A 24,824-nucleotide genomic window follows, 5' to 3' on the forward strand; every position below is an offset into this window, starting at 1 on the left:
TAAATTAATTTGTTCCGTGACGCTTTCGATACGTTTCGAGGAAGTGTTCGATACGTCCAAAGGCTTCAGTTAAATCATCCGTGTTCGGCAAGAATACCACCCGGAAGTGGTCAGGTCTGATCCAATTAAAACCTGTTCCTTGTACCAACAACACGCGCTGCTCGGTCAGCAGTTCGTGAATAAACTCCTGGTCGTCCTTGATCGGGTAAATCTCAGGATCCAGTTTCGGAAACATATACAACGCAGCTTTAGGTTTGACGCAAGTCACCCCGGGGATTGCAGTCAATAGTTTGTGGGCCAGATCGCGTTGTTTTAACAAGCGCCCGCCAGGCCCCACCAGATCCTGAATACTCTGGTAACCACCTAAAGCAGTTTGAATCGCAAATTGCCCCGGCGCGTTTGCGCACAAACGCATCGAAGCCAGCATATTTAAGCCTTCTATATAATCTTTGGCGTGGCGTTTTTCGCCGGAAATTACCATCCAACCTGCGCGATAACCGCAAGAACGGTAATTTTTTGATAGGCCATTCAAGGTCAAAAACAGCACATCATCTGCAAGCGAAGCGATAGAGACGTGTTCCGCTTCATCATACAGAGTCTTATCGTAGATTTCATCCGCAAATACAATTAATTGATGCTGGCGCGCCAGATCAACAATTTGCTGCAATACAGGCACAGGGTACAAGGCGCCGGTAGGATTGTTCGGGTTAATGACGACGATAGCCTTGGTATTCGGTGTGATTTTGCTCTTGATATCGTCAATATCAGGCATCCAGTCTGCGCTTTCATCACAGACGTAATGTACCGGCTTACCACCAGACAAACTGACCGCCGCAGTCCATAAAGGATAATCAGGCGCCGGGACTAGTACCTCATCGCCATTATTGAGTAAGGCGTTCATCCCCATCACGATCAGCTCAGAAGCGCCGTTACCGATATAAATATCTTCTATCGTTACGCCATGAATTTTCTTTTCCTGTGTGTAATGCATAATCGCTTTACGCGGTGCAAACATCCCCTTGGAATCGGTATAACCAGCGGCATTGTGCATATTGCGTATCATGTCCTGCACGATCTCGTCAGGCGGATCAAAGTTAAACACCGCCAGATTGCCGATATTTAATTTGATGATTTTGTGCCCTTCATCCTCCATCTGCTTGGCTTTTTCCAGCACCGGACCACGAATGTCATAACAAACGTCAGCTAATTTTTGTGATTTTTGTATAGGTCGCACTAGCAGATTCCTTTGTATCATTGAGCATGCATATTGCCAGCGAGCATGAGATAACACGACCATAAGCCACCGTGTTTGCTGCACTGCCGAACGAAGCATTTTGCACAAGGAATGCTGTTTAATCAAATTGTTTTAGGAAAATTTGTCTTTCGCTGACAAATTCGATGATTTGCCTGATATTTCCGATATAAGCTTATAACCATAAACCTACATATACTTATCCGGAATCGATGGAATGCAATAAATTTGTGCATTTCTTGGAATTCGGTGAAAAAAAGTTACAATGCCGCACTCACAAGGCAGATTAATTATCATAGAGCCATAATATGAAGTTGCATTCCACTCAAACCCAACAATATCAGACGATCACTGGTTACGAGCTTGATAGCGTAGAAATTAACGCTATCACTTATAAACATAGCCTGATCGTTTTACCTGAGACCAAGCCAGTTGAATGGCCTGTCAGTCATTTTGATTCCATTACCGTCGACAATTTCGCTCAGATTGAAGCCAACCAACCTGACGTGGTGATACTCGGCACGGGCAATAAACAGCGTTTTATTCATCCACGTCTGATTGCAGCACTGACAGCGCGCCGAATCGGGGTTGAATGCATGGACAATCAGGCAGCCTGCCGTACCTATAATATTTTAATGGCCGAAGGTCGCAAAGTCGCGTTGGCCTTAGTCATGGAAGACGCATGAGTCAAATCGATCAATCAGAAAAACTTCCCTTAGAATCGCCACGCGTAATGTGGGCGCTCGCGATTAGTTTTTTGTGCATCTGGTTTTACATGCTTGGTGCCAGAACACTGGTACCCACCGACGAAGGCCGCTATGCAGAAATGGCGCGCGAAATGCTGGCAACCGGTGATTGGATTACATTGCGTTTGAATGGCATCAAATACTTTGAAAAACCGCCTCTGCAAAACTGGATGAACGCGTTGACTTTTGCTGTGTTTGGAATTGGTGATTGGCAAGCGCGTTTATGGACGGGCATCAGTGCTCTGATTGGCATCGTAGCGGTCGGTTATACAGGACGTAAGATTTTTAGCCCACGCGTTGGTACGATTGCGGCAATCGTGCTGGGTTCAAGTTTCTATTGGGCGGGATTAGGACACATTAACTCACTGGATATGGGTTTGTCCGGGATGTTTGCCATTGCCATGTGTGGCCTGCTACTCGGTCAACACGAAGCATCAAGCAATAAAGAACGGCGCATTGCCATGCTCGCATGCTGGATAGGTATGGCATTAGCAACGATGTCAAAAGGTTTGATAGGCTTTATCCTGCCTGGTGCGGTCTTAGTCATCTACACCTTATTGACGCGCGATTGGGCTCTATGGACACGGTTGCACATTGGCAAAGGCTTGATTCTATTTTTTGCAATTACCGCACCGTGGTTTATCCTGATTGCCATACGTAATCCTGAACACCCTCACTTCTTTTTTATTCACGAACACTTTCAACGTTTTACCAGCGATGTACATAAACGCGAAGGCAGTTGGTATTACTTTTTCACTTTGCTCGCACTGGGAATTATTCCTTGGATAGGATTATTGATACAAGGGATGCGGACAGGTATTCAAGAGAAGAAGCGCGGCTTTCAGCCGTTGAAGATGTTATTGATATGGTCTGTGTTTTTCTTTTTCTTTTTCAGTATTTCACATTCCAAGCTACCGGGATATATATTGCCAATTTTTCCTGCACTTGCATTGATGATTGCTGTGTACCTTGAAGAATCCAAACCAGATGCATTGAAAATAGCCAGCGTTTTGTTTGGTCTGTTAGGCGTAGTCGGTCTTGCCTTTATCAATACCATTGCTCATTTAGGCAAAGACCCCTACGACGCTCCGTTATACGCAGACTATGCAAAATGGATTGCCGCAGCGAGTGCTATTGTTATCGTTGGCAGTGCCGCAGCGTGGGCTTTTGCTACCAAAGGCAAGCGCGGAAAAGATATCGCAATCATCTCATTCGCCAGCGCCGGTTTTATCGCAGGCCAAGTCGCATTCCTGGGGCACGATCCTTACGGTAAATATATGGCTGGCACGGCACATGTTGCGGCGATTGAGGCTGAATTAAAAACACCAACGACACCCATTTATGCGGTCGGTCGTTATGAACAGGCTCTGCCCTTCTATCTGCAACGCACAATGATACTAGTGGAGTTTCCTGACGAACTGGCGTTTGGGCTGGAACAGCAACCAGAATTATGGATTCCTAAGCGGGAAGAGTTCGTAAAACAATGGTTAAAACATGAACAAAATGACGAGCCAGCTGTTGCCATTTTGCGGACTGACATCTATGAAGATTTTCAGAAACAAAAAATCCCTATGCGAGTCATTGGTCAAGATCCAAGGCGGGTCATCATTGCAACCATCAATCTGCAAAAAACACCTAATTAGCAATAATAAATAAACTTTTAAATAAGCAAAAACTACTATGAATCTCGCAACTTTTGGCTTCATCATCACCGGCATCTTGCTTAATGCAGTGGCACAAATTCTGCTCAAAGCTGGCACAAAGGCAGTTGGGGCAATTCATCTGAATGCTGAAAACTGGTTTTCAATAGGCTTAAAATTGGCGACACAATTGCCCATCATTGGCGGCTTAACCTGCTATGTCGTTTCGGTGGTGGTCTGGATTATCGCTTTATCACGGGTAGATGTGTCGATTGCCTACCCAATGTTATCGATTGGCTATATCGTTGCTGCAGTCGGTGCATGGTACTTCTTAGGCGAAGTCATCTCCATGCAAAGAATTCTGGCGATTTGCGTCATCATTGCTGGCGTAGTGTTACTTGTAAAAAGTTAAATTGACAATAATTAGAGGGAGTATGTCAGTTGATTCCTGGTTAAATCAAGATCAATAAAGCATCTTCCAGATATACTTGACGATACTCGGGACAGTATATAAAAACACCAGATTAATAATTTTAATCAGTTTTAATCAGTTCAGACGGTGGCACCATCCCGTACTGAACCTCAGCAAAAAAAGGATAGTCATGAGCGATTCATTAGCATTTTTGCCGTTCACAAAACCAACCATGGATGAAGAAACCATCGCCGCCGTCGCCGATGTAATGCGCTCCGGTTGGATGACCAGCGGACCGAAGGTTCAGGCTCTCGAAGCACAGTTATCAGAGTATTTCGGCGGCCGTCCCGTTCGCACCTTTAACTCCGGCACTTGCACAATGGAGATCGCATTGCGCATCGCTGGCATCGGCGCAGGCGACGAAGTCATTACAACGCCAAACTCGTGGGTGGCAACCGCCAACGTCATTATTGAAACCGGTGCTACTCCAGTTTTCGCTGATATCGACCCTAAGACGCATAACATTGACCTAGCTAAGGTGGAAGCGGCCATTACGCCTCGCACCAAAGCCATCATTCCGGTTCACATGTGCGGCTTACCTTGCGACATGGACAAATTGTATGAAATTGCTGAGAAATACAAGCTGCGTGTAATTGAAGATGCGGCGCAAGCCATTGGCTCCAGCTGGAAAGGCAAACGCATTGGCTCTTTTGGCGATTTTGCATCGTTTAGTTTTCAGGTTAACAAAAACATCATGACTGGCGAAGGTGGCTGTCTGGTGTTGAACAATGCTGAAGAAGCACGTCTGGCTGAAAAATACCGACTACAAGGCGTCACCCGAAGTGGATTAGACGGCATTGACGTTGACGTATTGGGCGGCAAATTCAATATGACTGATATCGCAGGTGCGATCGGCTTGGGTCAAATGAAGCACCTGGCTGAGTTTAACGCCAAACGTTTAGACTTGGCGAAATACTATTTTGAGCAATTTGGCACTGATTTTGAAGCGCAAACTGGTGCCGAGTTACCGGTTGCCGATTTTGAAAACTCTAACTGGCACATGTTCCATCTGGTACTGCCAGAACGCATCGACCGTGCAACGTTCATGCAGCAAATGATGGATGTTAAAATCGGCCTCGGTTATCACTATCGCGCGATCCATTTGTTCACTTACTACCGTGAACGTGGCTTTACGGATGGCATGTTCCCGATCGCAGAACGTATAGGCAAACAGATCGTGACATTGCCTTTATTCCCGACGATGACAAAAGCTGATGTCGAAAGAGTCGTGTCTGCGGTAAAATCCCGCCTTCTTTGAAATTTGCACGTTCATATAATGAAACCTGAACTCTCCGTCGTCATTCCTGTCTACAACGAAGAAGCTGGCCTCGCCAAGCTTTTTGAGCGTCTTTATCCGGCCCTGGATACCTTAGCAGCGCGTGGTGTGAGCTATGAGGTGGTATTTGTTAATGATGGCAGCCGCGATAATACGGCCGTCATTTTATCAGACCAGTTCCGCTTACGTCCGGATGTCACCCGCGTCGTTCTGTTCAATGGCAATTACGGCCAACACATGGCGATTCTGGCTGGTTTTGAGGCTACGCGCGGCGACATCGTTGTAACACTCGATGCAGACTTGCAAAATCCGCCAGAAGAAATCGGTGCATTGGTAGACAAAATGCGTGAGGGCTATGATTACGTCGGCTCTATCCGTCGCAAACGCCAGGATAGCGCGTGGCGCACGTACGCATCGAAAGCAATGAATCGCTTCCGTGAAAAGATCACTCGTATCAAAATCACCGATCAGGGCAATATGTTGCGTGCCTATGGTCGCAATGTAATTGATCTGATAAATCAATGTAGCGAAGTCAACACCTTTGTTCCTGCCCTCGCCTACACATTTTCGCGAAAACCAACAGAAATCATTGTAGAGCACGAAGAACGTTCCGCAGGCGAATCAAAGTATTCGATTTATAGCTTGATCCGTCTGAATTTTGATCTGATGACCGGATTTTCTATCATGCCTCTGCAGTGGTTTTCTATGCTGGGTATGATCTTATCGGTATTATCTGGTGGCCTCGTTGGCTTACTCCTGATTCGCCGGTTTATATTCGGTGCTGAAGCTGAGGGTTTGTTCACGTTGTTTGCGATTGCCTTCTTTATGATGGGGGTAATCCTTTTCGGTATCGGACTTCTGGGCGAGTACGTTGGACGTATCTACCAGCAAGTGCGTGGTCGTCCGCGCTACGTCGTGCAAACCATATTGCAAGATGTCAGCATAGATCAACCACAAAGCGACTAACATTCGCAGGTTTGGTTCATGACCAGACCTTTTAAACGAGAATTCGACATGACTCAAACCCCAACCACCGCCGTTGTTTTTGCCTATCACAACGTCGGTGTACGCAGCATCAAAACCTTGCTTGCGCGTGGAGTGCAAATTAAATTAGTTGTCACCCACGAAGACAATCCGGCAGAAACGATCTGGTTTGATTCCGTCGCGGCTTTATGTAAAGAACATGGCATCGAAACAATAACGCCAGCGGATCCAAAAAATCCGGAACTAAGTGCGCGAATTGCAGAAATAGCACCTGATTTTATTTTCAGTTTCTATTATCGTCACATGTTGCCAGTCGACCTATTGGCACTAGCAAAGCGTGGCGCCTACAATTTACACGGTTCTTTGCTGCCTAAATATCGCGGCCGCGTTCCTGTGAATTGGGCTGTGTTGCACGGCGAAACAGAAACTGGTGCGACTTTGCATGAAATGGCAGCCAAGCCAGATGCGGGGGCCATCATTGCCCAAACAGCGGTACCGATTCTTCCAGATGACACGGCCTATGAAATTTTTGGCAAGCTCACAGTTGCTGCCGAGCAAACATTGTGGCATGCTCTGCCCCGTTTGATCGATGGTAGCTTTGTTGCGCTCCCGAATAATCTGGCGGCAGGCAGCTATTTTGGAGGTCGCAAACCCGAAGATGGTCGTATAGACTGGAATCAGACTGCAAATTTGGTCTACAACCTGCATCGCGCTGTTGCCCCACCCTATCCAGGCGCATTTTTTGAACAATTTGGGCATCATTTTATTATCGAAAAAGCACGTTTATCAGATTTATCCGCTGCAAATTTGCCGACAGGCTTACATGTAGTAGATAATGTCATTTTTGGCGTGTGCGGCGATGGTCGCGCACTGCGGATAATCGAATTACGCTGCGACGGCAAGATCGTCTCGGCAGAAGAATTGCGGCAGTTGACAGACACAGCCACTTAGAAGGTCGGCGATAGTAAGACGGTCAAAGCACAACAGCAATCAACATTTACTTAAGAAGAACTCACCATGAAAAAAGTCCTCATTCTCGGCGTGAACGGTTTTATCGGTCACCATTTGTCCAAACGCATCCTTGAAACCACTGACTGGGAAGTCTATGGCATGGACATGCAAACCGAGCGTTTAGGCGACATGATCAACCATCCACGTATGCACTTTTTTGAGGGTGACATCACCATCAATAAAGAATGGGTTGAGTACCATGTTAAGAAGTGCGACGTGATTTTGCCTTTGGTGGCAATTGCAACGCCATCTACTTACGTCAAACAACCATTGCGCGTGTTTGAACTCGATTTTGAAGCAAACCTGCCTATCGTTCGTTCCGCAGCAAAATATGGCAAACATCTGGTTTTCCCGTCCACCTCTGAAGTCTATGGCATGTGCCACGACGACGAATTCGACCCGGAAGAATCTGAATTGATCTGCGGCCCTATCAACAAACCCCGCTGGATCTACTCTTGCGCGAAGCAATTGATGGATCGCGTGATCTGGGGCTATGGCATGGAAGGCTTGAACTTCACTCTGTTCCGTCCATTCAACTGGATCGGCGCTGGTCTGGACAACATCAACACACCAAAAGAAGGCAGCTCACGTGTTGTGACGCAGTTCTTTGGTCACATCGTCCGTGGTGAGAACATCTCCCTCGTTGATGGCGGCGCACAAAAACGTGCCTTCACCTACATTGATGACGGCATTGACGCTCTGATGCGCATTATTGATAACAAAAATGGCGTTGCTTCCGGCAAAATCTACAACATCGGCAACCCAACCAACAATTACTCTATCCGTGAGTTGGCGCACATGATGCTGGACCTGGCGACAGAGTATCCAGAGTACGCAGAATCCGTCAAAAAAGTACAACTGACAGAAACAACTTCTGCTGCGTACTATGGCAAAGGCTACCAGGACGTTCAAAATCGCGTTCCAAAAATCACCAACACATGTGAAGAATTGGGCTGGAAACCAGTAACAACCATGAAAGACACCATGCGCAACATTTTTGATGCCTACCGCTCACAAGTAGCGGAAGCACGCGCACTGATGGATTAATTTGTAGCCAAGTCAAAAAGCAGCCAAAAAAGCATACATGCCTTCTCTTGTTCTTAAGATAGACGTTGATACATTCCGCGGCACTAAAGAAGGCGTACCAAATCTGGTGCGCCTTTTAAAGAAACACCAAGCCGGTGCGACATTTCTGTTTTCATTGGGTAAAGACCACACTGGCTGGGCACTCCGCCGCGCCTTCAGGCCTGGTTTTTTCCAAAAAGTTTCCCGTACCTCGGTCGTTGAGCATTATGGATTTAAAACCCTGATGTACGGCGTACTCTTGCCCGCACCAGACATCGGTGCTTGCAAGAGTGAGATGCGTGCTGTTCAGGAAGCGGGCTTTGAATGCGGGATTCATACCTGGGATCATGTGGTCTGGCAGGACAACGTACGTCAACGTGGCAAGGAATGGACGCAACACCAGTTGCAACAGGCTAACCATCGCTTTAAAGAAATTTTTGGCGTTGCTCCTGATACGCATGGTGCAGCTGGCTGGCAGATGAATGCTTATGCGTTCCAGCAATTGGATCAATTCGGCATGCGTTATGCTTCCGACGGACGAGCAATGCTCAACGAGGACGGTAGTCTGGCAAACACAGCATACGGTCCATATCGTCTGAAAATCGACAACGAGGTCGCCACCTGCGTACAGATGCCCACAACACTGCCAACTCTGGACGAATTATTGGGACGTACTATTAATGGTACAGAAATTACGACCTCCAATATTGCAAGTCACATTCTGAGTTTGAGTAAAGACCCTAGGGATCATGTGTTTACTCTCCATGCGGAGCTTGAAGGGCAAAAACTTGCCCCCATATTTGAGGAATTGCTGATTGGTTGGCAAAAGCAAGGCTATCACTGCGTTTCTATGGCCTCCTATTTTGCAACCCTTCAAAACACCGATTTACCTGTATACCCGCTGTCTTGGGCTAGCTTGCCAGGACGCTCCGGAGAACTGGTCGCTCAGGTTTAAACTGTCAGCGACTATTTCTTCTACCCTTAACCTAGGAGATCACAGTGGCTGACACCCCTTCTGCACTGAATTGCTTAGTACCTGATTTTTCTGCCGCGATGACGGGCGAAAAAGCGTTTCATTTACAAGATTACGCAGGCAAGAATATCGTTTTTTATTTTTACCCAAAAGACAACACTCCGGGCTGCACCACAGAAAGTATTGCATTCCGTGATTTGCATTCACAATTTCAGGCAAATAATACCGAGGTTTTCGGCATAAGCCGCGACAGCCTTCGCTCTCACGAGGGTTTCAAAAATAAACTGGCGCTGCCATTTCAGCTTATTTCTGATCCAGACGAGACACTTTGCACCATGTTTAACGTCATGAAAATGAAGAATATGTACGGAAAACAAGCAAGGGGCATAGAACGTAGTACTTTTGTGATTGACGCCAGTGGTAAATTAGTGAAAGAATGGAGAGGCGTCAAAGTAGCAGGACACGTCGATGATGTACTTGAATTTGTGAGCGCCCAAACCTAATTGAACTCGCCAGAATTTATATTGAATAAAGCCGCCCATGGCAAAGCCAGCTTCCCGCTGGCAATGCCACAGCGGCTTTTAATTTTTTTAGCTCTCACTTTTTGATTGAGGTTTTCATGCCATTGCCAAAAATGCCGACAAAACCAGCCGCTCTGCTATCACCTAAGGAATATCCAAAGGCAGATAACATTAAGCCCGCAAAAGCGCTGAAAGCTGCACCTGCAGAAAAAAACAAACCCGCAGTCGCTGTTACGCAGAATCGAAAGAAAGTCAGCGTTTCTGAGTCTGGCGGCGCATCTAAAGTCAGCAATATAGTTAGCCAGGTAACCAGCCCAGCAGTTAGTCCTGCTGTCGCAAAAAAAGCAACCCCAGCGCCACGCATTACTCCAGATCATCTCGTTGCGGCTAAAGCCAAAGCCGCCCAGAATCCCAACAAATCTGGTACCAGCCGTGCCGCCGATAAAGCCGGCGTTACCAAGCTCTTCGTTTTAGATACCAACGTATTGATGCACGACCCAACGTCCCTGTTCCGCTTTGAGGAACACGACGTCTATTTGCCAATGATCACGCTTGAAGAGCTTGATGACCATAAGAAGGGCATGTCTGAAGTCGCACGCAATGCGCGCCAGGTTTCACGCTCGCTCGACGCCTTGGTTGGTGATATCGATCACCACGAGATAGAAAAAGGTATTGCCCTTTCCAAATTAGGCAATAAAGACGCCGGTGGGCATTTGTACTTCCAGACAAAATTACAAATTGGCGCCCTGCCACCTGGTCTGCCACAAGGCAAAGCTGATAATCAGATCCTCGGCGTCGTACGTGCATTGGAACAAGAGTTTCCCGGACGCCCGATTGTATTGGTGTCAAAAGATATCAATATGCGCATTAAAGCCCGCGCTATGGGCTTGCCTGCCGAAGACTACTTCAATGATCACGTTTTAGAAGATTCCGACTTGCTGTACTCGGGCATCGTACAATTGCCTGATGATTTCTGGAATAAGCACGGCAAAGGTATAGAGACCTGGCAAGAAAACAAAAATGGCCTCAGCAGCACCTTTTATCGCATTACCGGCCCGGTCATCCCTAGCCTGCTGGTGAATCAATTTGTCTACCTGGAACCTAAGAACGGTGAAGCATCGTTCTACGGGCAAGTACGTCAGATCAATGGCAAAACCGCAGTTCTGCAAACGCTACGTGATTACGGTCACATTAAACACAGCGTCTGGGGCATTACATCGCGTAACCGCGAACAGAACTTCGCGCTCAATCTCTTAATGGATCCAGAATGCGATTTTGTCACTCTGCTTGGTCAGGCTGGTACTGGTAAAACCTTGCTGGCATTGGCCGCTGGGCTTGCGCAAGTGCTGGAAACCAAAACCTACAATGAAATTATCGTAACACGTGTAACAGTACCTGTAGGCGAGGATATTGGTTTCTTACCTGGTACGGAGGAAGAGAAAATGTCGCCATGGATGGGCGCGTTTGATGACAATCTGGAAGTGCTCAACAAGTCTGATAATGATGCCGGTGATTGGGGACGTGCGGCAACCCAGGATTTAATTCGCTCTAAAATCAAAATTAAATCATTGAATTTTATGCGCGGCCGTACGTTCGTGAATAAATTCCTGATCATCGACGAGGCGCAGAATCTGACGCCCAAACAGGTAAAGACTTTGGTAACACGAGCAGGTCCTGGCACCAAGATTATCTGCTTGGGCAACATTGCGCAGATCGATACGCCGTATCTGACTGAGGGTTCAAGTGGCTTGACCTACGTAGTTGATCGTTTCAAAGGATGGGCGCACAGCGGTCATGTTACTCTAGCAAGAGGAGAACGCTCCCGCCTTGCTGATCATGCGAGTGAAATTTTGTAATTGCCTTTTCACTACTCATCTATGCTCAAAGCGCTGCCAGGCAGCGCTTTTTTTATGCTCAGCAAAAAAATTTTACTTGTTGTAGACTATTGCCTAGGCAACGATTAATTGCAACTATGAACGACGAAATCCCCTCTCTACAATTCGATCCGACCCAAGTGGAAGATAGCGTTGGCTATCTATTAGCGAGGGCAAGAACGATGATATCAAGAGGCGTAGACGAATCTCTACGCTCTCTCGACATTACACATTCTCAGGGAAGCGTGTTTTTGATGCTTTTTATGGGTAAATGCAATACCGCTGCCGAGTTATCTCGTGATTTATTCATCGACTCTGCAGCGATGAAGCGAACGCTGGATAAGTTAGAGTCAAAAGGGTTAATCAAACGGGTTGCAGACCCCGATGACAAGCGTTTGTTTAAGCTTGAATTAACTGCCGAGGGAAATACTTTGGCGCAGAAGCTTCCACCAATTTATAAGGAGGTGCTCGACCTGGGATTTACTGGTTTTACCCAGGAAGAAATTGGTTTTCTTAAGTGTTTATTAAGAAAATTATTAGCAAATCGTCCGTTGTTAGAAACTCGTTAACATCATTGCCCCAACAATTAATTTAACTTCAACATTCAACATCTGAATGTAACGCTATGAAGCCCACACATAAATACAAACTTAATCCACGCGGCACGCTACGCCTTGCGGTCGCCAGCAGCATACTTTCGCTGCTTTCGGCTTGCGTTAGCTACTCGGGAATCGAAAGCCATTCCCAACTCAAAACCTTGTCCAGCAATACCAGCGTGGATATCTATGGTCAACAGAATGGACAATGGCCTGATACGAGTTGGGCAAAAAATATCGGCGGTCAAGAGTTGCAGGATCTGATTGACCAAGCACTAGTAAATAGCCCTACCCTACAAGTTGCAGCGGCGCGTATCAATGCTGCCAGAGCTGCAAGTGACTATGTTAGCGCCGATAGATTGCCAAAGGTGAATGGCGTTTTTGAGAACACCTACCAACGATTTACTGAAAATGGTATTTACCCGCCGCCGCTAGCAGGTAACTATTATTCAGCAAACGAGCTTGCTCTACGGACATTCTATGATGTTGACTTCTGGGGCAAGAACGAAGCAGAAATGCGTAGCGTGCTTTCTCAAGAACAAGTGGCAACCGCAGAACAACAATCTGCCAGATTAATGTTGAGCAGTTCTGTAGCACGCACATGGCTGCAACTCGCGCGCCAATATGCGCAACTTGATTTGAGTAAACGCCAACTGGAAATCCGCGAAAACTTCGACAAACTCATTGCACAACGCGTCCAAGCAGGACTCGACACGAAATCAGATATTCAACAAGGACTGGTTCAGGCTTCAGCACTCAAAAATGAGATCTCATCATGGGAATCTGCGATTGCCTTATCCCGAAACCAGTTAGCAGCACTGTTAGGCCAAGAACCTGTACGTGGTTTGCAAATTTCACGACCACAATATGAAATTAAACAAGGTTCCGGATTGCCAGGTAACCTGCCTTTGGAACTATTGAGTCGCCGCCCTGATATCGTCGCTGCGCGCTGGCGCGTGGAAGCCAGTCAAGGTGAAATTGATGCCGCTAAGACACAATTTTATCCAAATATCAACATTATCGGCTTTGCTGGCTTGTCAGATATCGGTTCTGGTGCTGGCCTAGACCGTTTATTCAAGAGCGGTAGTTTAGCTATTGGTGTTGGCCCTTCAATTCATTTGCCGGTTTTTGAAGGTGGACGTTTGCGCGCGCAATTAAAAAACAAGGTCGCAGGTTACGATATCGCTGTTGCAAGCTACAACCAAAGTCTGACCGATGCATTGCACGATGTTGCCGACCAAATTCAGACCATAAAGACCAGTGAAATCCAATTAAACGAACAAGCTAAAGCTGAACAAGCAACCAAGATTAGCTTGCAGCTTGCCCAACAACGTCAAAAAGCTGGAACAGCAAACATGTTGCCCGTCCTCACGGCAGAGAGCGCCTTACTGACGCAGCAAAAGCAATCATTGGACATCACCTTCCGTCAGGCTGAAAGTCAGATCAATCTGATTAAAGCGCTCGGTGGTGGCTATAACAGCAAAGCCGACTCAAGCAATTCCACAACATCTTCAGCAACCCAAGTATCTAACAAAGCGGAGGCAGCGTAATGAACGCTCCATCTCAAAACTCATCAAATACATCCCCTACTTCTCAATCAACCGTTGAAGTTGCTCCTGACTCTGGCAAACGTCGTGGTTTATTGATTATTGTAACAACCCTGCTAGTCCTTGCTATCGCCGCTTATGGCGTATGGTGGACATTGGTTGGTAGCCATTATGAGCATACTGAAGATGCATATGCTGCAGGCAATGTAGTTCAGGTCACGTCGCAAGTTGCAGGGACCGTCTTAGCCATCCATGCCGACGACACTGACTTGGTGCAAGCTGGCAAACCACTGGTAGAACTGGACAAGACCGATGCTAAAGTAGCACTTGATCAAGCGGAAGCGCAACTCGCACAAACAGTACGTGAAGTCAAAGTTCTGTTTGCGAACAATGCAAGTTTACAAGCCAATATTGATGTACGCAGCACCGATGTTGAACGCGCAAAATCCGATCTGGCGCGTCGTCAGCAATTAGTCAGCACTGGTGCTATTTCTACTGAAGAATTAGAACATGCACGCAATAGCCTCAAGACGGCGGAAGCAGCATTGATCGCGGCGCGTGAGCAATTGGCATCGAACCATGCGTTAACTGAAAATACCAATGTAACTCAACACCCGAATGTTTTACGTGCTGCATCAAAGGTTCGTGAAACGATGCTGGCCTACAGCCGCGCTACTTTACCAGCCCCGGTGACTGGCTATGTTGCAAAGCGTGCAGTACAAGTAGGGCAGCGTATTGCAGCCGGCGCACCATTGCTGTCTATTGTTCCTTTGAATTCTTTGTGGGTCGATGCGAACTTTAAAGAAGTCCAACTCGCCCATATGCGCATTGGTCAAGACGTCGTTTTACATTCCGACATTTACGGTAGCGATGTGGTGTTTCATGGCAAAGTTTTAGGCATGTCAGCTGGCACAGGTTCCGCTTTTGCTTTACTGCCGGCACAAAATGCCAGCGGCAATTGGATCAAGGTTGTTCAACGCGTTCCAGTCCGTATCTCATTGGATCCAAAAGAATTGGCAGAACATCCTTTGCGTATCGGCGTTTCTATGCAAGTCGAAGTCAATATCTCACAAGAGCAAGGTGCACCCATTGCGGCCAACCCGAACGTGAGTACAAAACCGGTCTATCAGACATCAGTGTTCGAACACGCTGCAAAAGATGCTGACGAGCGTATTACACAGATCATCAACGCGAATTTGGCGACGACAGCAACAAGTCAGACAAAATCAACCGTCACACCTAAGGCGAAGTAATGAGCTCGGCAACTAGCGCACCTCACGTGCCGCATCCGCCTTTGCAGGGTGCCAAGCTGGCGATGGGGACTTTGGTCCTCTCTCTGGCAACGTTTATGAACGTGCTGGACTCTTCCATTGCGAATGTTTCTATTCCGGCGATTTCAGGCAATCTGGGCGTCTCGCCACAACAAGGCACCTGGGTTATCACCTCGTTTGCGGTTGCCAATGCGATTTCTGTGCCTCTCACTGGATGGCTAACCACGCAATTTGGCCAGGTAAAACTGTTCATGACTTCGATCTTGCTCTTTGTGATTTCGTCGTGGTTATGTGGGATGGCTCCAAATATAGAGACGCTGATTGCAGCCCGAATTTTGCAAGGCGCAGTTGCAGGCCCCATGATTCCTTTATCTCAGGCGCTTTTATTAGGCAGTTATAAGCCGTCCAAAAGTTCTATGGCGCTCGCGCTGTGGGGCATGACAACGCTGGTTGCACCGATTATGGGGCCCCTGCTGGGCGGATGGATCTCGGATAATTATTCATGGCCATGGATCTTTTACATCAACGTTCCCGTCGGCTTGTTTACAGCGTATGCGACATGGTCACTATATAAAACCCGTGAATCACAAATCAAATCTTTGCCTATCGATAAAGTAGGTTTGTTCTTGCTGGTGGTTTGGGTCGGCGCCTTACAGATTATGTTAGATAAGGGTAAGGAGTTGGATTGGTTTAACTCTGGTGAAATTATTTTATTAACGGTAATCGCTGCGGTTGGTCTGATCTATTTCATTATTTGGGAGCGCGGACAACAACATCCTGTCGTTGATCTGACGCTCTTTGCTGGAAGAAATTTTTCTGCAGGTGTATTAGCAATTTCTATTGGCTACGGCTTGTTCTTCGGCAGTCTGGTGATTATGCCGCTTTGGTTGCAAACACAGCTGTCGTACACTGCTACAGAGGCTGGCAAGATCATGGCGCCGGTTGGAATTTTTGCGATTATTTTGTCACCGATTATTGGCAAAATTCTGCCAAAAGTTGATGCCAGAAGAGTCGCTTCCATCGCTTTTCTGTTATTCGCCTTAGTATTTTTCTTGCGTGCCAGGTTTACCACAGATGTCGATACAATGACCTTGCTGATTCCTACCCTGATTCAGGGCGCAGCGATGTCGATGTTCTTCATCCCGCTGACATCGATTATTTTATCAGGACTGAAGCCAGAAAAAATCCCTGCCGCGTCCGGCTTATCGAACTTTGTACGGATTATGTGCGGTGGCATGGGGGCCTCGATTATGACCACTCTATGGGATAGCCGCAGTACTTTGCACCACGCACAAATCGCTGAAAATACAGGCAGTAGTTTCCCAGTATTTATACAAAGCGTACAGTCACTGGGGCAACAGGGGATCCCTGAAACAGGCGCTTATGCTGTCATAGACCGGATCATTTCTATACAAGCCAGTACCATGGCAGCAACCGATCTTTTCTATCTTGCTGCATTTATGTTTTTAGGTCTGATTGGTTTTGTCTGGCTCACCAAGCCTAAAAAATCTTCGGCACCTATCGACGCAGGCGGTGCACACTAAACAAACAAGCAGTGATACATGGGCCAACCGATATTTAAGGTTGGCCTTTTTTTTCAACAGCGCCACGTACCTCAAAGCGGACCTGATCCAATAGTTCACCTTGGTAATTCAACAAACTCAAGGCATGTCTACCGGGCCATGGAAACCATTCGTACTTCAGATCACTAATATTATTTGATCTCTTGGTGATGAGCGCAGGAACAACATGACCATCCAACACCAAGAACGTCTTAGCCTGTACCCCGACAGCATTCAGGCGCATTCTTTGGCGTGGAAATGGTATATCTGGATCAAGTGCAACGACCATACCTGCTTTAGGGTAAACGATCGTCGGTAAAATTTGATCAGACTGTGCGGAGAAAATTTCAGTTTGCTCAGTACCTTTGAGGAACAACTCTGTTCGTCCGGGTTCGGCACCATCACGATAATGAATTTTACTTGCAACCACATTTGGCGGTAAAACATGTTTCGACAGTTTTTGCGAAAGGCGATCTCGGGTATCTAGATAGTGCATGATTTCTTGCCAGACAGGCGCCGCACCTGTCACGCCAGACACGTCCCACATCGGTGCTCCTGACGCATTGCCGACCCAGACACCTACCGTGTAACGGTCAGAAAAGCCTATGCACCAATTGTCGCGCATATCTTTGGATGTGCCTGTCTTTACCGCTGACCACATACGCGTTGATAGCGCATTTTCGAGGCCAAAAGTAACTGATCTTGCTGCCCGGTCGCTAAGTACATCATTCACAATGTAGCTAGCTCCGGAGTCCATTACTGACAAAGATTTTGGCACAGCATCATTTAAGCGAAATCTCGGAGGACTATATCGGCCAGCATTGGCGAGGCTACGATAAGCGTTGCTAAGATTGAGTAAACTCACATCGGCGCTACCAAGCGCCAAGCTGTAGCCATAGTAACCACCTGTCTCACGCAACTGAAACCCGAGGTTTTGCAAGCGCTGAAAGAAAACATCATCACTCACACCAACTAAAATTCTCACAGCAGGAATATTGAGCGAAGATGCAAGTGCTGTTCTGACACTGATCAAGCCTTTAAAATGCTTATCGTAATTCTGCGGTACATACAGCCCACCGGAAGTACTGATATTGACTGGCGTATCATCAAGCAAAGATGCCGCGGTAATCAATCTCTTTTCTAACGCCAATTCATACAAAAACGGTTTTAAGGTAGAGCCTGCCTGACGTAATGCGCTCACACCATCGACCTGAGCTGCATCCGATAAATTTCCACTTGAGCCTACCCACGCAAGAATATCGCCACTGGCATTATCTAATACAATAATTGCACCGTCTTCGACATTTCGATCGACCAGAGCAGACAATTGCCGGACCAGACTATCTTTGGCAAAGGCCTGGAGTTTGCCATCAATAGTGGAAGTTACTGCGCGGTTTTCAGTATTTAACAGCTTGCGGGCAAAATGCGGCGCGAGATGAACTGTCGAGCCACTGGGATTGCTCTCGCTCAAGGGCGTTGCTTTGGCGCTCAGGTGAGAAAAAGCCAATACCGTTTGCCCTTCCAGATTGGCACAAAACTCGGGTCTCTGTTGCTCTTTTAAAATACGACAAGCACGTTCGCTGACTTTCAACGCTGTTGCATTAGGGGCGCGGATCAGAGCAACTGCAATGGCGGCCTCTACCTGATCCAGACCGCTTGGGTGTTTGTTGAATATGACGCGGGAAAGTGCATGCACGCCGATCAATTCGCCACGAAAAGGCACCAAATTAAGATAGGCTTCTAAAATCTGATCTTTGCGCCAACCTTGTTCGAGTCGTTGCGCGATATAGGCCTGAGAAATTTTTTGGCTCAGGCTACGTCCACCAGAGCGGCGCTTGAGATCATCTTCCAACAAACCAGCCAACTGCATGGTGATGGTAGATGCGCCACGTGTTTTGGTATTCCAAAAATTACCCCATGCAGCGGCTGAAACGGCACTCCAGTCGATACCAGAATGTTGAAAAAAGTGCTTATCTTCTGAAGCAATTAAGGCATTGCGTAATGCAGGCGAGATATCTTCCAGATTCACCCATGGCAATTTTCGTTCTTTCAAATCAACTCGAAGTTGATCGATAACGGCACCATGACGATCAAATAAAATGGCATCCGAAGTAGCAAACTGCTGCTTTACTTCCTTAAAACTGGCAACCGCATAGGCCGGTTCAGCTATCAGAACTGCACCGGCAAATAAACCAAAAACACAAATCGAAAGTCTTCTCACTTGACGGTTATTTTCGCATTTGGTGCTTCGCCAAACATCTCTGGCGCATACATCGCTTCTACGCGCGTGGATGGCAAATGGAATTCACCAGGGTTGTTCAAGCGCATCGTATACGACATACTAAATTTACCTTTGGGAACAAATTGATAATAGCTGCGGAAAGCCTCGAAGCTTCTTTCTTCATAAGCGACCCAAGCCCCATCATTTTTGCGCTCAGAACTGGTCGCAATCAGCGAATCACGCCCTAAACCAGACCCCAACAAACTGGCGCCCGTCGGAATCGGATCAGTGACAACAACCCAGCTCATATCGGTTTGCGCATCGATATCGACATTGATTCGCAAGATGTCGCCGCGACTATAACTACCGGACACTTTTTGCTCTACTGGCGTAATTGTTTTGGAAATTCTATAACCGCTGGAAAACGCCTTTGTCAGAGGAACTGCCGCAAGACTCTGCAAACTAACCCAGGGTTTACCTTTGCCGTCGTGCGTGAGCTTTAAGGTCAATGGGTTAGTTGATTTATCTGACCATGGCAGCATCAAACTGGAACTACCAGGCGGCGTCCAGGTATAAGTCTGTTCGGCAATGGCACTACCAGTGGGTGTTTGTAACGCAGCTTTACTTATACCACTCACTTTTTCGGATTCGAATTTAGCGGCAAACTTTTCCAATGCAAGCATTCCCCAGACGTTAGCTGTCGTTGTCATCCAATGACCACGCACCTGCCGCTGAATAGAGCCATTCAAAATCTTTGGTAAATCGTCACGCCACTGAGGATTGTCCAACATGACCAGCAATAAGCGGTTGGCGTCAACATCACCATTTCCCATTAGCCACCACCAATAGTCATCACGCTCCGTCGAAAATCCCATCCGTGTACCTTGGTAATTCAAGCGACTTCTTAAGATTTGATCCGCTTCCTTAAGAGCACTATCCCGTTGCGGTAGACCTTGTGTGCGAGTCAAGACAGAATACCAATCCAACACTGCATTGGTAGGCCACAAGTTAGGATTAACCTGGATTGAACCCAACATGCGAGGCTGCACCAAATGGTACCGGGATAAGGCTTCAAGTGCGGCAAGCTTACGCACATCAAGATCTTTTCTCGGCGACCAAAAATCGCGGGTAATTTTTCCTTCGACGAATGCAGTAAGTCCCTGCAGCATTTTTTCACGGACCGTATCTGGAATGGCGTAACCCGCGTCTTGCGTTGCCGCCAATATATAGGCCGTCAACGTATCACTACCATAATTACCTCCACCGGAAGACGGTGGATAGTAATAGGCAAGGCCATCTGCATCGAGATAGGTAGGTAATTCAGTGACGATTGTTTTCCACATAGCTGGATCACGCAGACCAATCGCCCGCGATGTTTTTTGTTCCAGGCAAGAATACGGATACGTTTCAAAATAACGACGGATGCCGTCACTGCCGTTGAGCAGGCTGGAAACCAAAGAAACTTTAATGCCACCGCGACCCGGCAAACTTTCCGCAGGTTGATTGACAGCCAATGCATAAGTTTTATCCAATTGCAGCAGATTTGCTTGTTGCACGGTCACCGGAATGGCTGGGATTAATTTTTGACTCAGTTTGAGCCCGTCTTTGGCCACCGTTCCATTCACATTACCGGTCTCTTGTGCCTGTATTTCCCATTGCAATTGTTGACTTGGCAAATCACCATTGAGGTTAGGTACCTGGACAGCAATGTTTAACTCGCGCGATTCACCGGCGGGGATATGCACTTGTTGGTCAGACAGTTTATTGAGTGCACCGTTTGTTTTCAGTTGCACAGCAATATTCATGGCACGCGTAGATGTATTGCGCAAAGTGAACATCGCCGTATAGTTATCTCCCTCTCTGACCAGCGGCGGCAAACCTGAAACGATTTGTAAATCTTGCGCCGTTCTAATGCTGGTGCTGCCTGTGCCGAACAAGCTAGCGCCACTCTGCGCTACCGCAACGATTTTAAAACTGCTCAATGCATCATTGAGCGGCACCTCAATTTGAGCACGACCATTTGCGTCCAGCATCACGACTGGCTTCCACAACAACAAAGTATCGAGCAATTCACGTGTCGGCGACTTGCCACCGCCACCACCTGCTGCAACTGCCTTACGCCCATAGTGACGCTTACCGATCACTTGCATTTGCGCCGTGGCGGTATCAATGCCATATGAGCGTCTTTGTAACAATACTGGCAACACATTCCAGGTTTCATTTGGCTGGAGTTCTAACAGCGCTTCATCGACTGCGGCTACAGCAATCTCCGCACCAGCGGCAGGCTTACCGTCTGGTAAATTAACCTGGATATCGACCTTTGCCGTTCCGCGTATCGGGTAATTGGTTTTATCTGCACTAACCTTTACTGCCAATTGATTCCCAGCAGTGCCAACAGAAATCTCAGCAATGCCCAATTTATAAGCAGGCTTAGCCAAATCAACGGTAGCGGTTGGGGCCTGATATTCGCGGAATTCTGTCCACCAGTTGATAGGTTCGCGCCAACCCCAGGTAAAGAATGAATACCACGGCACTTCACGCATACGACCCCGTACCGCTAACACGGAAACGAAGACATTCGGACCATAGAAACTCTTGATCGGGACTCTGACGGTCGGATCACGTCCATTCAATTCCATCACCATGGTATCAATTACGCCCTCACGTTCGATAGAGACGAGTGCAGTTGCTGAACGGAATGGCATGCGTATCTGGAAGCTGGCAGTCTCACCAGCTTGATATTGCTTCTTCTCGGGCAAGACATCCATACGGTCTTGATTCTCACCATCAAACCAAATCTCGCCGCGTCCGGTAGACCAGAAAGAAGATTTAGCCAGTGCGCTTTTACCACTGCGATCTGTGGCACGTGCCGTCAATTCGATATTGCCGGACACCTTTATATCTATTTCGCAAATCAGTAAACCACGCGCATCAGATTTACCACTACAAACCTGCCCCAAATCTTGATTTAGTTCTTCGTTTTCATAGGCATAGAAACCCCCGACCAAGCGTTTTCTATGGGAATTGGTATTCTTTGCAACAGCACTCACAGACAAAGGAACATCTGCTAAGGGTTTACCATCGGTATCAAGACTGACTAGCGTAAAACTGGTTTTATCTTTTACCGAAACCCATCGCTCACTTTTAATACCAACCACGACTGCCGCTGGCCATAAGGGCGTGACATTACTTACAGTCTGAATTTCGCCATTTGGATCAGCAAAACTCATTTCGGTAACCAATTCTTTTGATCGTGTCACTGCAGGTAAATTGCTAATGATGGTCTTTCCGGAACCAGCTTTATCGAGAGTGACCGGAATTTTATTAGCAACGATTTTTTGATCATCATCGTCATTATCATTGATATAAAAACTAAACTGGTCGTAATTAGGAAAACTCAACTGACGATTTCTCATCATACTGGTGATTTGCACTGGCAAGCCTGATGCTCCACCACCATTGAGATAATTCAGTTGCACACTTACAGGTAGTTCTTTAGGCGTGATCTGCGCACCTTTAGGCGGTGTTATGCGGCCTTGCAACAGCGGCAAGCGGAACTCTTCAACCCGGAAACTACTGGTGTAATAAGTATGTTCGCCGTAGCGATCGTTCTCATTTACGTCGTTACCGTTCCCGTTATTGACATCGTTGGCATCGCTAGATGTTTTCTTCGCTTTGCCGCTATCTAGCACAATCTCATACCGCCCAAGCTTCGCCTGCTGTGGAATCGCGAAGGTACTCTCCGCAGCAATTTGCCCGCGCCATGTGAGAGGATATTGAAACTCTTGGTTACTACCCTGATGAATGATGCGCAAACGTGTAGGTAATTGATTTGGTTTTACCATCGCCAAACCGTGCATGGTTTCAAGACGTATCAAGTGCTTCATTGATACCGTCTCACCCGCTCTGAATAAGCTACGGTCTAACACTGTATGGGCACGTATCGTCGCCTGCTGGTTGTAATCCATGGGGAGATTGAAACGATACGACTCAATGCCTGCATTCCAGGAAGAAAGAGCAAACGCCATATCGGCTCTTCCCTTTTCGTCGGTTTTACGTGCGCTGACAAAATAACCATTGATTTTAGTCCGGCCATTCCTTTCATAACCGTAACCAGTGCAAACTCCTTTGAGATCACCGGGCAGATTTGCAATTCCAATCGCGTTTGTCTTGCCACTCCAAACTGGTTTTCCCATGCAGTCTGAGACATGGATTTCAGCATCAGCAACCGGCTTAGCGTTATCGAGTCTGGTCACCCACACGGCGCCGTTCTCGCGTCCCAATTTAATATGAACCGCTAGATTGGTGACCAACGCACTGGTGCGCACATACATAGGAACAGGCTTCCCTAACAAGGATGCACCAAGTTTTTGCGATTCCAGCTCTAATACGTAAAACCCTGGCGCCTTAAATGGGATCCCAATCACTTCAAACGGTCTGACCAAAGAATCGCTACTCGGGGGCAAATTGACCTTTTGCGCATTTGGTTCATGCTCCAGCAAACCAATGCTTCTTGTTTCAATAGCTTTACCACCCTCTTCTACGGTGGTCTCGTGATAGAGATTTAGCTTACTCAGCCACTCTATGATGGCACCGTCCTCTGAGACTCTTAAATTCGCTAACTGGGCGGGAACACGTTTCCCGTCCGCACTACGAATTAACATGGAATTTTCGACATTCCTTAAGGTCACTGGCAAAGTAGCATCTGCGTTCAGTTCGACTATCCCAAACGGTGCCGCCGGAAATTTAGCTAGTGGCGGATAAGCTGCCGTGACGAATTTCAGAGGAAATTGGGCTGCATTTGACAGCGTCCTCCCGCTTTCATCTGCGATCCCAGAAGGCAAACTAATGGTCAGTTCTGTTTTCTCGGCGAACGGTGGCTTGAAGCTGATATCGCTGATCCACTCAGCCTTTTCATCGTGCCCCAATTCAGGTTTGACACTGCCGTTATTACTTTTGAGGACGATTTTTTCCGCTTGTTTGCGACTAATTGGCGCCGTAAAAAAAAGGCGGACTGGTAAAATCGGGGTGCAGGCTGCATTGGCGTTTTCGCGCTCACAGCTCATCCTGGCGGTAAAGACGTCACGCGTCTTGAAGCTAAAACTCTGCACATGTTGATTAGGTACACCATTAAGCGTAGTGACGCCTTTTTCAAAGACGATCTTAACAGCAGCTTTAGGAGGGAATTTTTGCTGACATTGCAAAGTACTTACCTTGCTCTGATCAAAATTTTGAGCAAAATGCTTTATCAGCGCGTTACGCGCTTCACCATTAATTAAATGCACCGGCACCCGTTCGTGGATGCCTTCAATTTCGCAGTAAACATGCTGTACCAGAGTGGCTTGATTGACTGCTGCATTCTGGAAAAACATAAACGCCTGATCTTCTTCAATTTCTCCGGGTGAATACGGCATCACCTGAGTGACACTGGGCCCGCCAGTACTGAATTGGAAACTGGACTTTCCAGTTAGCGCTGCACCGGAGGGAGTTTTATAATCTGGTTTCAGACTAAAACTACATTGCTCCCCCGGGGCTAAATCCTGAGTGAAATCATACACCCAGGTTTTTTCATCCGCCCACCGTCCGCTACCGGTAGCCGAACACTTAATATCAAATGGCGCGGCGGCTTTGGGATCACCAAAAACCACCGCGGCTTCTGAAAACCTCGCTTTGACTTGTCTGACCTGTGCAATTTCGCCTTGAGGAGAAAATTGCACAACGTTGGCTGCCTTAGCTTCATTAGACGTATATGAAGTACTGATTGCAACAATAAAACCAAACAACCTAAGCGTAGTTTTCAAAGCAGACTTCAT

17 protein-coding genes are annotated in these 24,824 nt (G+C 47.2%); 14 read left to right on the top strand and 3 right to left on the bottom strand.

The window, feature by feature from the left end; genetic code table 11:
* Window positions 1–4: 4 nt before the first annotated feature.
* Complete coding sequence (locus tag H8K32_RS09105) at window positions 5–1,234, bottom strand: aminotransferase class I/II-fold pyridoxal phosphate-dependent enzyme (protein WP_186912178.1); 1,230 nt, start codon at window positions 1,232–1,234, stop codon at window positions 5–7.
* A 326-nt stretch (window positions 1,235–1,560) separates the two neighbouring features.
* On the opposite strand from H8K32_RS09105, the gene H8K32_RS09110 reads away from it, so the two are divergent.
* From H8K32_RS09110 to H8K32_RS09175, 14 genes are all read left to right on the top strand, one after another.
* On the top strand, window positions 1,561–1,938 hold the full coding sequence (locus H8K32_RS09110; protein ID WP_186912179.1) for an Mth938-like domain-containing protein: 378 nt from the start codon (window positions 1,561–1,563) through the stop codon (window positions 1,936–1,938).
* Window positions 1,935–3,641 carry a glycosyltransferase family 39 protein gene (locus H8K32_RS09115; protein ID WP_246447234.1) on the top strand — a complete coding sequence of 569 codons (1,707 nt, stop codon included), beginning with the start codon at window positions 1,935–1,937 and terminating at the stop codon, window positions 3,639–3,641. The genes H8K32_RS09110 and H8K32_RS09115 overlap by 4 nt, the downstream gene beginning before the upstream one ends.
* A 37-nt stretch (window positions 3,642–3,678) precedes the next feature.
* Window positions 3,679–4,050, top strand: coding sequence for a DMT family transporter (locus tag H8K32_RS09120; protein WP_186912180.1), 372 nt, complete (start codon window positions 3,679–3,681; stop codon window positions 4,048–4,050).
* A gap of 190 nt (window positions 4,051–4,240) precedes the next feature.
* Window positions 4,241–5,368: a DegT/DnrJ/EryC1/StrS family aminotransferase gene (locus tag H8K32_RS09125; protein ID WP_186912181.1), complete on the top strand. Its 1,128-nt coding sequence runs from the start codon at window positions 4,241–4,243 to the stop codon at window positions 5,366–5,368.
* Window positions 5,369–5,386: 18 nt separating this feature from the next.
* On the top strand, window positions 5,387–6,352 hold the full coding sequence (locus H8K32_RS09130) for a glycosyltransferase (protein WP_186912182.1): 966 nt from the start codon (window positions 5,387–5,389) through the stop codon (window positions 6,350–6,352).
* A gap of 48 nt (window positions 6,353–6,400) precedes the next feature.
* Window positions 6,401–7,321, top strand: a complete 921-nt coding sequence (locus tag H8K32_RS09135; RefSeq protein ID WP_186912183.1) for a formyltransferase — start codon at window positions 6,401–6,403, stop codon at window positions 7,319–7,321.
* Window positions 7,322–7,387: 66 nt separating this feature from the next.
* Complete coding sequence (locus H8K32_RS09140; protein ID WP_186912184.1) at window positions 7,388–8,428, top strand: bifunctional UDP-4-keto-pentose/UDP-xylose synthase; 1,041 nt, start codon at window positions 7,388–7,390, stop codon at window positions 8,426–8,428.
* A 37-nt stretch (window positions 8,429–8,465) separates the two neighbouring features.
* Entirely contained in the window at window positions 8,466–9,401 is a 936-nt protein-coding gene (locus H8K32_RS09145) for a polysaccharide deacetylase family protein (protein WP_186912185.1), read from the top strand.
* 44 nt (window positions 9,402–9,445) lie between these two features.
* Window positions 9,446–9,922: a redoxin domain-containing protein gene (locus tag H8K32_RS09150; RefSeq protein ID WP_186912186.1), complete on the top strand. Its 477-nt coding sequence runs from the start codon at window positions 9,446–9,448 to the stop codon at window positions 9,920–9,922.
* A gap of 116 nt (window positions 9,923–10,038) precedes the next feature.
* Window positions 10,039–11,796 carry a PhoH family protein gene (locus tag H8K32_RS09155; protein ID WP_186912187.1) on the top strand — a complete coding sequence of 586 codons (1,758 nt, stop codon included), beginning with the start codon at window positions 10,039–10,041 and terminating at the stop codon, window positions 11,794–11,796.
* A 116-nt stretch (window positions 11,797–11,912) separates the two neighbouring features.
* Window positions 11,913–12,383: a MarR family winged helix-turn-helix transcriptional regulator gene (locus tag H8K32_RS09160; protein ID WP_186912188.1), complete on the top strand. Its 471-nt coding sequence runs from the start codon at window positions 11,913–11,915 to the stop codon at window positions 12,381–12,383.
* A 56-nt stretch (window positions 12,384–12,439) separates the two neighbouring features.
* Window positions 12,440–13,960: an efflux transporter outer membrane subunit gene (locus H8K32_RS09165; protein WP_186912189.1), complete on the top strand. Its 1,521-nt coding sequence runs from the start codon at window positions 12,440–12,442 to the stop codon at window positions 13,958–13,960.
* A complete protein-coding gene (locus H8K32_RS09170) occupies window positions 13,960–15,210 on the top strand; it encodes an HlyD family secretion protein (protein ID WP_186912190.1) in 1,251 nt (416 codons plus the stop codon). Before H8K32_RS09165 ends, H8K32_RS09170 begins: the two co-directional genes overlap by 1 nt.
* Complete coding sequence (locus H8K32_RS09175) at window positions 15,210–16,772, top strand: DHA2 family efflux MFS transporter permease subunit (protein ID WP_186912191.1); 1,563 nt, start codon at window positions 15,210–15,212, stop codon at window positions 16,770–16,772. Before H8K32_RS09170 ends, H8K32_RS09175 begins: the two co-directional genes overlap by 1 nt.
* Window positions 16,773–16,806: 34 nt before the next feature.
* Here the strand turns inward: H8K32_RS09175 and pbpC are convergent, their stop codons facing one another.
* Together pbpC and H8K32_RS09185 are read right to left on the bottom strand one after the other, a co-directional pair.
* Window positions 16,807–19,011, bottom strand: a complete 2,205-nt coding sequence (gene pbpC / locus H8K32_RS09180; RefSeq protein WP_343067963.1) for a penicillin-binding protein 1C — start codon at window positions 19,009–19,011, stop codon at window positions 16,807–16,809.
* Window positions 19,008–24,824, bottom strand: coding sequence for an alpha-2-macroglobulin family protein (locus H8K32_RS09185; protein WP_186912192.1), 5,817 nt, complete (start codon window positions 24,822–24,824; stop codon window positions 19,008–19,010). The genes pbpC and H8K32_RS09185 overlap by 4 nt, the downstream gene beginning before the upstream one ends.

This window comes from Cognatundibacterium jejuense (assembly GCF_014284255.1).
GTDB classification, from domain to species: domain Bacteria; phylum Pseudomonadota; class Gammaproteobacteria; order Burkholderiales; family Burkholderiaceae_D; genus Undibacterium; species Undibacterium jejuense.

Coding starts and splice junctions, on each gene's coding strand:
- H8K32_RS09110 (WP_186912179.1), top strand. CDS start 1,561: ATGAAGTTGCATTCCACTCAAACCCAACAATATCAGACGATCACTGGT.
- H8K32_RS09115 (WP_246447234.1), top strand. CDS start 1,935: ATGAGTCAAATCGATCAATCAGAAAAACTTCCCTTAGAATCGCCACGC.
- H8K32_RS09120 (WP_186912180.1), top strand. CDS start 3,679: ATGAATCTCGCAACTTTTGGCTTCATCATCACCGGCATCTTGCTTAAT.
- H8K32_RS09125 (WP_186912181.1), top strand. CDS start 4,241: ATGAGCGATTCATTAGCATTTTTGCCGTTCACAAAACCAACCATGGAT.
- H8K32_RS09130 (WP_186912182.1), top strand. CDS start 5,387: ATGAAACCTGAACTCTCCGTCGTCATTCCTGTCTACAACGAAGAAGCT.
- H8K32_RS09135 (WP_186912183.1), top strand. CDS start 6,401: ATGACTCAAACCCCAACCACCGCCGTTGTTTTTGCCTATCACAACGTC.
- H8K32_RS09140 (WP_186912184.1), top strand. CDS start 7,388: ATGAAAAAAGTCCTCATTCTCGGCGTGAACGGTTTTATCGGTCACCAT.
- H8K32_RS09145 (WP_186912185.1), top strand. CDS start 8,466: ATGCCTTCTCTTGTTCTTAAGATAGACGTTGATACATTCCGCGGCACT.
- H8K32_RS09155 (WP_186912187.1), top strand. CDS start 10,039: ATGCCATTGCCAAAAATGCCGACAAAACCAGCCGCTCTGCTATCACCT.
- H8K32_RS09160 (WP_186912188.1), top strand. CDS start 11,913: ATGAACGACGAAATCCCCTCTCTACAATTCGATCCGACCCAAGTGGAA.
- H8K32_RS09165 (WP_186912189.1), top strand. CDS start 12,440: ATGAAGCCCACACATAAATACAAACTTAATCCACGCGGCACGCTACGC.
- H8K32_RS09170 (WP_186912190.1), top strand. CDS start 13,960: ATGAACGCTCCATCTCAAAACTCATCAAATACATCCCCTACTTCTCAA.
- H8K32_RS09175 (WP_186912191.1), top strand. CDS start 15,210: ATGAGCTCGGCAACTAGCGCACCTCACGTGCCGCATCCGCCTTTGCAG.
- H8K32_RS09185 (WP_186912192.1), bottom strand. CDS start 24,824: ATGAAGTCTGCTTTGAAAACTACGCTTAGGTTGTTTGGTTTTATTGTT.